At 70.4% G+C, this 6174-nt stretch carries 7 protein-coding genes; 5 read left to right on the top strand and 2 right to left on the bottom strand.

Features of this window, described 5'->3' with window-relative positions; all coding sequences use genetic code 11:
• Positions 1-202: 202 nt before the first annotated feature.
• Positions 203-514, bottom strand: coding sequence for a hypothetical protein (locus tag I4I78_RS28765; protein ID WP_218614648.1), 312 nt, complete (start codon positions 512-514; stop codon positions 203-205).
• Positions 515-947: 433 nt separating this feature from the next.
• On the opposite strand from I4I78_RS28765, the gene ectA reads away from it, so the two are divergent.
• The 4 genes from ectA to thpD all read left to right on the top strand — a co-directional run bounded on the left by ectA (position 948) and on the right by thpD (position 4239).
• On the top strand, positions 948-1496 hold the full coding sequence (ectA, locus tag I4I78_RS28760) for a diaminobutyrate acetyltransferase (protein WP_218614647.1): 549 nt from the start codon (positions 948-950) through the stop codon (positions 1494-1496).
• Positions 1493-2746 carry a diaminobutyrate--2-oxoglutarate transaminase gene (gene ectB, locus I4I78_RS28755; RefSeq protein ID WP_218614646.1) on the top strand — a complete coding sequence of 418 codons (1254 nt, stop codon included), beginning with the start codon at positions 1493-1495 and terminating at the stop codon, positions 2744-2746. The genes ectA and ectB overlap by 4 nt, the downstream gene beginning before the upstream one ends.
• Positions 2747-2753: 7 nt before the next feature.
• Positions 2754-3149, top strand: a complete 396-nt coding sequence (locus tag I4I78_RS28750) for an ectoine synthase (protein WP_218614645.1) — start codon at positions 2754-2756, stop codon at positions 3147-3149.
• 166 nt (positions 3150-3315) lie between these two features.
• Positions 3316-4239 (top strand): ectoine hydroxylase, encoded by a 924-nt coding sequence (gene thpD / locus I4I78_RS28745; RefSeq protein ID WP_218614644.1) that lies wholly within the window; start codon positions 3316-3318, stop codon positions 4237-4239.
• A 24-nt stretch (positions 4240-4263) separates the two neighbouring features.
• Here the strand turns inward: thpD and I4I78_RS28740 are convergent, their stop codons facing one another.
• A complete protein-coding gene (locus tag I4I78_RS28740; RefSeq protein WP_218614643.1) occupies positions 4264-5040 on the bottom strand; it encodes an SGNH/GDSL hydrolase family protein in 777 nt (258 codons plus the stop codon).
• A 160-nt stretch (positions 5041-5200) separates the two neighbouring features.
• On the opposite strand from I4I78_RS28740, the gene I4I78_RS28735 reads away from it, so the two are divergent.
• Positions 5201-5869, top strand: a complete 669-nt coding sequence (locus I4I78_RS28735; protein WP_218614642.1) for a DUF3159 domain-containing protein — start codon at positions 5201-5203, stop codon at positions 5867-5869.
• Positions 5870-6174 lie beyond the last annotated feature (305 nt).

Raw genomic sequence — 6174 nt, 5'->3', positions numbered from 1 at the left:
GACGATCCGGACGCCCTGGTGCGGGGCTCGGGGGCGCTGCTGCGCCGGACCCGTCATTCCTCGCAGGAGCGGTTCGGCAGCCCGGTGGTGATCCCGGTGCGGGGGCTCGGCGTCGACGCCGAGGTGCTGTGCCGGGCGATCCGGGAACGTGTCACCGGAACCTGAGCCGGGACGTGACCCCGGGCCGGGCGGGACGTTCGGGTCAGTAGGAGGCGCGCAGGGTACGGCCCGGTGTCGCCCGGGACGCGCCCCAGCGGCGCCGCGGCTCACGCCGGGGCTCGGTCCCGACGCCGGAGGCCTCGGTGCACAGCAGGCAGCGGGACCCGGGCGGGCTGGACAGCGATGCCGGCAGCACGACGTGACCGCAGACGGCCGTGCACTGCCCGGTCCCGGCCGCCAGCGAGTCGGCCAGCACGACGTGTGCGACGACGTGGTTCCTGCCGTCACGTGCGCAGGTGACGAGCGCGTTCTGCTCGGACTCCGCGTCCGCCACGGTCGGGGCTCTGCGGTTCACCGGGACGCTCCTCGCGTGATGCGCGGGGTGTCGGCGTGCGAGCCGTGATCCGAGGGATCGAACGGGACGGGCACGGCGAGCACCTCCGGGCGAGTGGGCGGAAAGTCCATGGTGACCCCGCTTCCGTGCAGATGCAAGTGCATCCGCACGAACGGCCGAACCCGTGGAGGCCGTCGTGGCGCAGAGTGGCGAGGGACACGTCTGTGCGTCCGGTCGCGTCGTGTCGCGCCGTCCGCGGGTGACGCGGTGTGGTCCGGCGGACCCGGTCGCCCCGGTGGTCCAGCAGGGGGTTCGCCGGTTCGCGGCGGCCGCGTCCTGGGCCCGCGCGACCACCCGACCGAGGTGCCCCGGATCACAGAAAGTGCACGTCGTAGGCGTTGTCGACCCCGTCAGCGGCTGCATTTCTCCGACGACGCTGTTAACTTTTCTCGACATGATCGCACCCGAAGAGGCCGAGCCAGGGGCGCCCGCGCGCTCCCCGGACGTCGTATCCGAGATCGAGATCAGCGTCCCGGTCCCGGCCGACGGGGTGGACATGTGGCGGCTCGCAGTGGAGTCGCAGGTGCTCGACGCCAACTCCCGCTACGCCTACGTGCTGTGGTGCCGGGACTTCTCCCGGACCTCGGTCGTGGCCCGCCGCGACGGTAGCGCCGTCGGCTACGTGACCGGCTACATGCGTCCCGACGCGCCCACGACGGTCGTCGTCTGGCAGGTGTGCGTGGCCGCCGACGCCCAGGGCGAGGGTCTCGCCGGGCGGATGCTGGACGCCGTGTACGACGCCGCCCCCGGTGTGGACCGCATGGAGACCACGATCACGCCGGACAACGACTCGTCGATCCGGCTGTTCACCTCGTTCGCGAAGCGACGTGGCGTGAGCATCGAGCGCAGTGACCTGTTCGGACGAGAACTGCTCGGGGACGGTCACGAACCCGAAGACCTGTACCGCATCGGCCCGACCACCAAGGGTGAGACGACATCATGAGCGTTTTCGAGGATCTCGAGTCCGAGGTTCGCAGCTACTGCCGGAACTGGCCGGTCGTGTTCGACACGGCCAAGGGCAGCCGGCTCACCGACGTCGATGGGAACACCTACCTCGACTTCTTCGGTGGTGCCGGTGCCCTCAACTACGGGCACAACCCGGAGGCCCTGAAGAAGCCGCTGCTGGACTACATGGCCCGGGACGGCATCACGCACGGCCTGGACATGTACACCGTGGCCAAGGGCGAGTTCCTGCACACGTTCCAGGACAAGATCCTGGCTCCGCGCGGGCTCGACTACAAGGTCCAGTTCCCCGGCCCGACCGGCGCGAACGCCGTGGAGTCCGCGCTGAAGCTCGCGCGGAAGATCAGTGGCAAGGAAGCCATGATCAACTTCACGAACGCGTTCCACGGGATGACGCTCGGCGCGCTGTCGGTCACCGGCAACTCGATGAAGCGCACCGGTGCCGGCATCCCGCTGGTGCACGCGACGCCGATGCCGTTCGACAACTACTTCGACGGCAAGTTCCCCGACTTCATGTGGTTCGAGAAGCTGCTCGACGACTCCGGCTCCGGCCTCAACGAGCCGGCCGCGGTGATCGTGGAGACGGTGCAGGGCGAGGGCGGTCTGAACCCGGCCCGCATCGAGTGGCTCCAAGGCCTCGACGCGCTGTGCAAGCGCAAGGGGATCCTGCTCATCTGCGACGACGTGCAGATGGGGATCGGGCGGACCGGGCCGTTCTTCTCGTTCGAGATCGCCGGCATCAAGCCCGACATCGTCTGCATCTCGAAGTCCATCTCCGGGTACGGCCTGCCGATGGCGCTCGTGCTGATCAAGCCCGAGCACGACGTCTGGGGACCGGGCGAGCACAACGGCACGTTCCGCGGCAACAACCCCGCGTTCGTCACCGCCACCGCGGCGATCCACGAGTACTGGAACGACGACACGCTGGAGAAGTCGACGCTCGCCAAGGGCGAGCGTGTCGAGGAGGCGTTCAACCGGATCGCCCACGACACGACGAACACCGAGATGTTCGGCAAGGGGCGCGGTCTCGCCAGGGGCCTGCAGTTCGAGAACGCCGAACTCGGTGAGAAGGTGGCCGCGGAGGCGTTCCAGCGCAGGCTGCTGGTGGAGACCGCGGGACCGTCCGACGAGGTTCTCAAGGTCCTCTGCCCCCTGACCACGACCGACGACGAGCTCGACGAGGGCCTCTCGATCATCGCCGAGTCCGTCCGAGCAGCAACCGGGAGCTGAGCAAGACATGATCGTCCGCACGCTTGACGAGATCACCGACACCGAGCGGGACGTCGAGTCCGAGAACAAGAACTGGCGGAGCAAGCGCATCGTCCTGGCCAAGGACGGTGTCGGTTTCTCCGTGCACGAGACGGTGCTGCAGCCGGGATCGATCAACGACTTCTGGTACGCGAACCACATCGAGGCCGTCTTCGTCACCGAGGGCGAGGGCGAGCTCTACGACAAGGACAACGACGTCACCTACCAGGTCGCCCCCGGGTCGATCTACGTGCTGAGCGGCAACGAGAAGCACCAGCTGCGCCCGAAGACGCTGATGAAGACCGTCTGCGTGTTCAACCCGCCGGTGACCGGCCGCGAGGTGCACGACGAGAACGGCGTGTACCCGCTGATCACCGAGGGCTGACCGGCGAAGCCGGTCACCGGGTGCCGAGTCACCCGGCTGACGCAGGAGAGAACACGGGGCGTTTCCGCTGGCATCCAGCGGGAACGCCCTTCTCGTCGGCGACCCAGTCCCTGCCCGACCCGACCACCACACCCTTCGAAGGGACGAACGGATACAAGGAGGCCACATGACTGCCGTGGCTGGCAGCACCGCCCGTACGAGCCCCCGCACCGGGGACCGCTACCGGACCCGCGTGTCGGACACCCCCGATCTCGTCGAGCGGATCGAACCGACGGTCTGGGGCAGCGAGTCGAGCGCCGGGATGTTCGGCGCCCAGGAGCTCGCCGCCCACGCCCGGGACGGCTTCGTCCAGGTGCCCGGGCTGCTCGACCCCCAGGAGGTCGCCGGTTACCAGGCCGAGCTGGACCGCCTGGCCACCGACGCCGGCCTCCGCGCCGACGACCGCTGCGTGGTGGAGAAGTCCTCGAACGAGGTCCGCTCCATCTTCGAGGTGCACCGGATCTCGGACGCGATCGCGCGGATCGCCAGGGACGAGCGGGTCGTGGGCCGCGCCCGCCAGATCCTGGGCTCGGACGTCTACATCCACCAGAGCCGGATCAACTACAAGCCCGGCTTCGGCGGCGGTGGCTTCTACTGGCACTCCGACTTCGAGACCTGGCACGCCGAGGACGGCATGCCCGTCCCGCGGGCGGTGAGCTGCTCGATCTCGCTCACCGACAACCATCCGTACAACGGCTGCCTGATGATCATGCCGGGTTCGCAGCGGACGTTCGTGTCCTGCGTCGGCGAGACCCCGGAGGAGAACTTCCGCTCCTCGCTCAAGGAGCAGGAGATCGGGACCCCGGACAACGACTCGATCACGGCGATGGCGAACCGGCACGGCATCGCCATGATGACCGGCAAGGCCGGCGGCGCCACGTTCTTCGACTCCAACTGCATGCACGGGTCCGGGGACAACATCACCCCGTACTCCCGGTCGAACATCTTCCTGGTGTTCAACAGCGTGGAGAACGCCTGCACCGAGCCGTACTACGCGCCGACGCGGCGCCCCGAGTACATCGGGGCCCGCGACGTCACCCCGGTCCGGTAGCGCCCGCGGCCGGCGCGCGCGGGCCTAGCGTGCGCCGGTCAGCGGGCCCAGCTCCGGGCGCTTGGGCCGGTAGTCGTCCCAGACCTGCTCGCCGCGCAGGCGCTTGCCGAGGTAGGGCATCACGTGCCGGCGGACCCAGCGGAGGTCCTCGCGCTGGCGGGCGACCCATGGCGCGGGCTCACCGGCGGGCCATGGGGTGCGCCAGTCGGCGTCCACCGGCTCGCCGAGGGCCTCGAGCACGCGCAGCGCGACCCGCTCGTGGGCGTCCGGGTTCAGGTGCAGGCGGTCGCTCGCCCAGGCGCGCGGGTCGGCCAGGGTGTCCATCGCCCACAGGTCCACGACCCGGCAACCGTGCCGTTCCGCGCTGGCCCGCATCAGCTCGTTGAAGCAGGCGATCCGCCCGCGCAGGCGGCGGATGAACGGGTGCATCCGACCCAGGTCGAATCCGGTGAAGATCAGTACGTCGGCCCCGGTGGCGACCAGGCGACCGAGCGCGGCGTCGAACCGGGCGGCCAGGTCGTCGGTGTCGCAGGCGAAGCCGATGACGTCGTTGCCGCCGGCGCAGAACGTGATCAGCTCCGGCCGGACCTTCTCGGCCACCGGCACCTGGTCGGCGACGATCTGGTCGAGGACCTTCCCGCGCACGGCGAGGTTGGCGTACTCGAACCCGGGGTGACGCTCGGCCAGCACCTCGGCGACCCGGTCGGCCCAGCCGCGCGGGCTGCCGTCGTCGGTGAAGTCGTCGAGGCCCTCGGTGAAACTGTCGCCGATCGCGATGTAGCTCCGGTGGTGCACGGCCACCGCCTCCCCCCTGGTCCGTCGCGGTCGCCGACCGCCCGGCGGACGTGTTCGTTCCGGTTCACCGCCGTGTCACCCGGCGGACCCCCAATGATCACCCCGGTACCCCTGCTCACGCCAGGGGGCGGACGGGCCGTGCCGCAACGTAGGGCACCCTTGGTGGGTGACCTCCGAGCGCGAGCACGCGACGCCGTCCGATCCGGGGCTGGCCGAGATCCTCGGCGGACGTTCCGGCGCCGTGGACGCGACGGCACCGGTCGTCGCGTTCGTGCTGGTCTGGCTCCTGGTCGACGCGTCCGGTGTCGCGTCGTCGATCCGCTGGGCTGCGGGAGCGGCGGTCGTCGCCGCCGCCGCGATCGCGGCCTTCCGGCTGGCCCGCGGCGGGCGCCCCCGGGCAGTGCTGCTGGGCCTGCTGGGCGTGGCGGCCGCGGCCACGATCGCGCTCTACACCGGTCGCGCGGAGGACTTCTTCCTGCTCCAGATCGTGTCGAACATGGCCAGCGCGCTGGTCTGGGCGGTGTCGATCGTGATCCGGTGGCCGCTGCTCGGACTCGTGGTGGGCGGGCTGCTGGGTCAGCGCACCCGGTGGCGGCGGGACCCGGACCTGGTGCGCGGCTACCAGCGGGCCAGCTGGGCGTGGGTCGCGCAGTACGCCGTCCGGCTGGCGGTGTTCCTGCCGCTCTACGCGGCCGAACAGGTGGTGTGGCTCGGGGTCGCCCGGGCCGTCGTGAGCCCGGCCCTGGTGGCGTTGAGCGTCCTGGTGTCCTGGCCGTTGCTGCGTACGGCGTTGCCCGCCGATCACCCGGGAATCCGTCACCCCCGGTCACCCTGAGCAACGCAGGGCGACGTAGGCTTCGTGATGTCTTCGTGACATTGTCGGCCCGGCGTGAACGTCACCACATCGAGTGATCGTTCGGAGGCGTGCGCAGGTCCGTGCGCGTTGTCATCACCGGAGCACTCGGCGACGACCCCACCAAGGAGCCATGCCACACCAGCAGAACCCGGATCGCAGGTCCGCCGACGCCGCCCCCGGCCTCGACCGGCCGCCCCGGAACCCCGGGCACGACACGGCCACCCCCGACGCGCCGCAGCTCCCGCGCCAGCGGCACGGCACGGCGCCCGCGCGGCCGCCGCTGA

Source organism: Pseudonocardia sp. KRD291 (assembly GCF_019263595.1).
Lineage (GTDB): Bacteria > Actinomycetota > Actinomycetes > Mycobacteriales > Pseudonocardiaceae > Pseudonocardia.
Note: the sequence above shows the minus strand (reverse complement) of the source record. Positions and strands in the feature narration are given on the sequence as shown.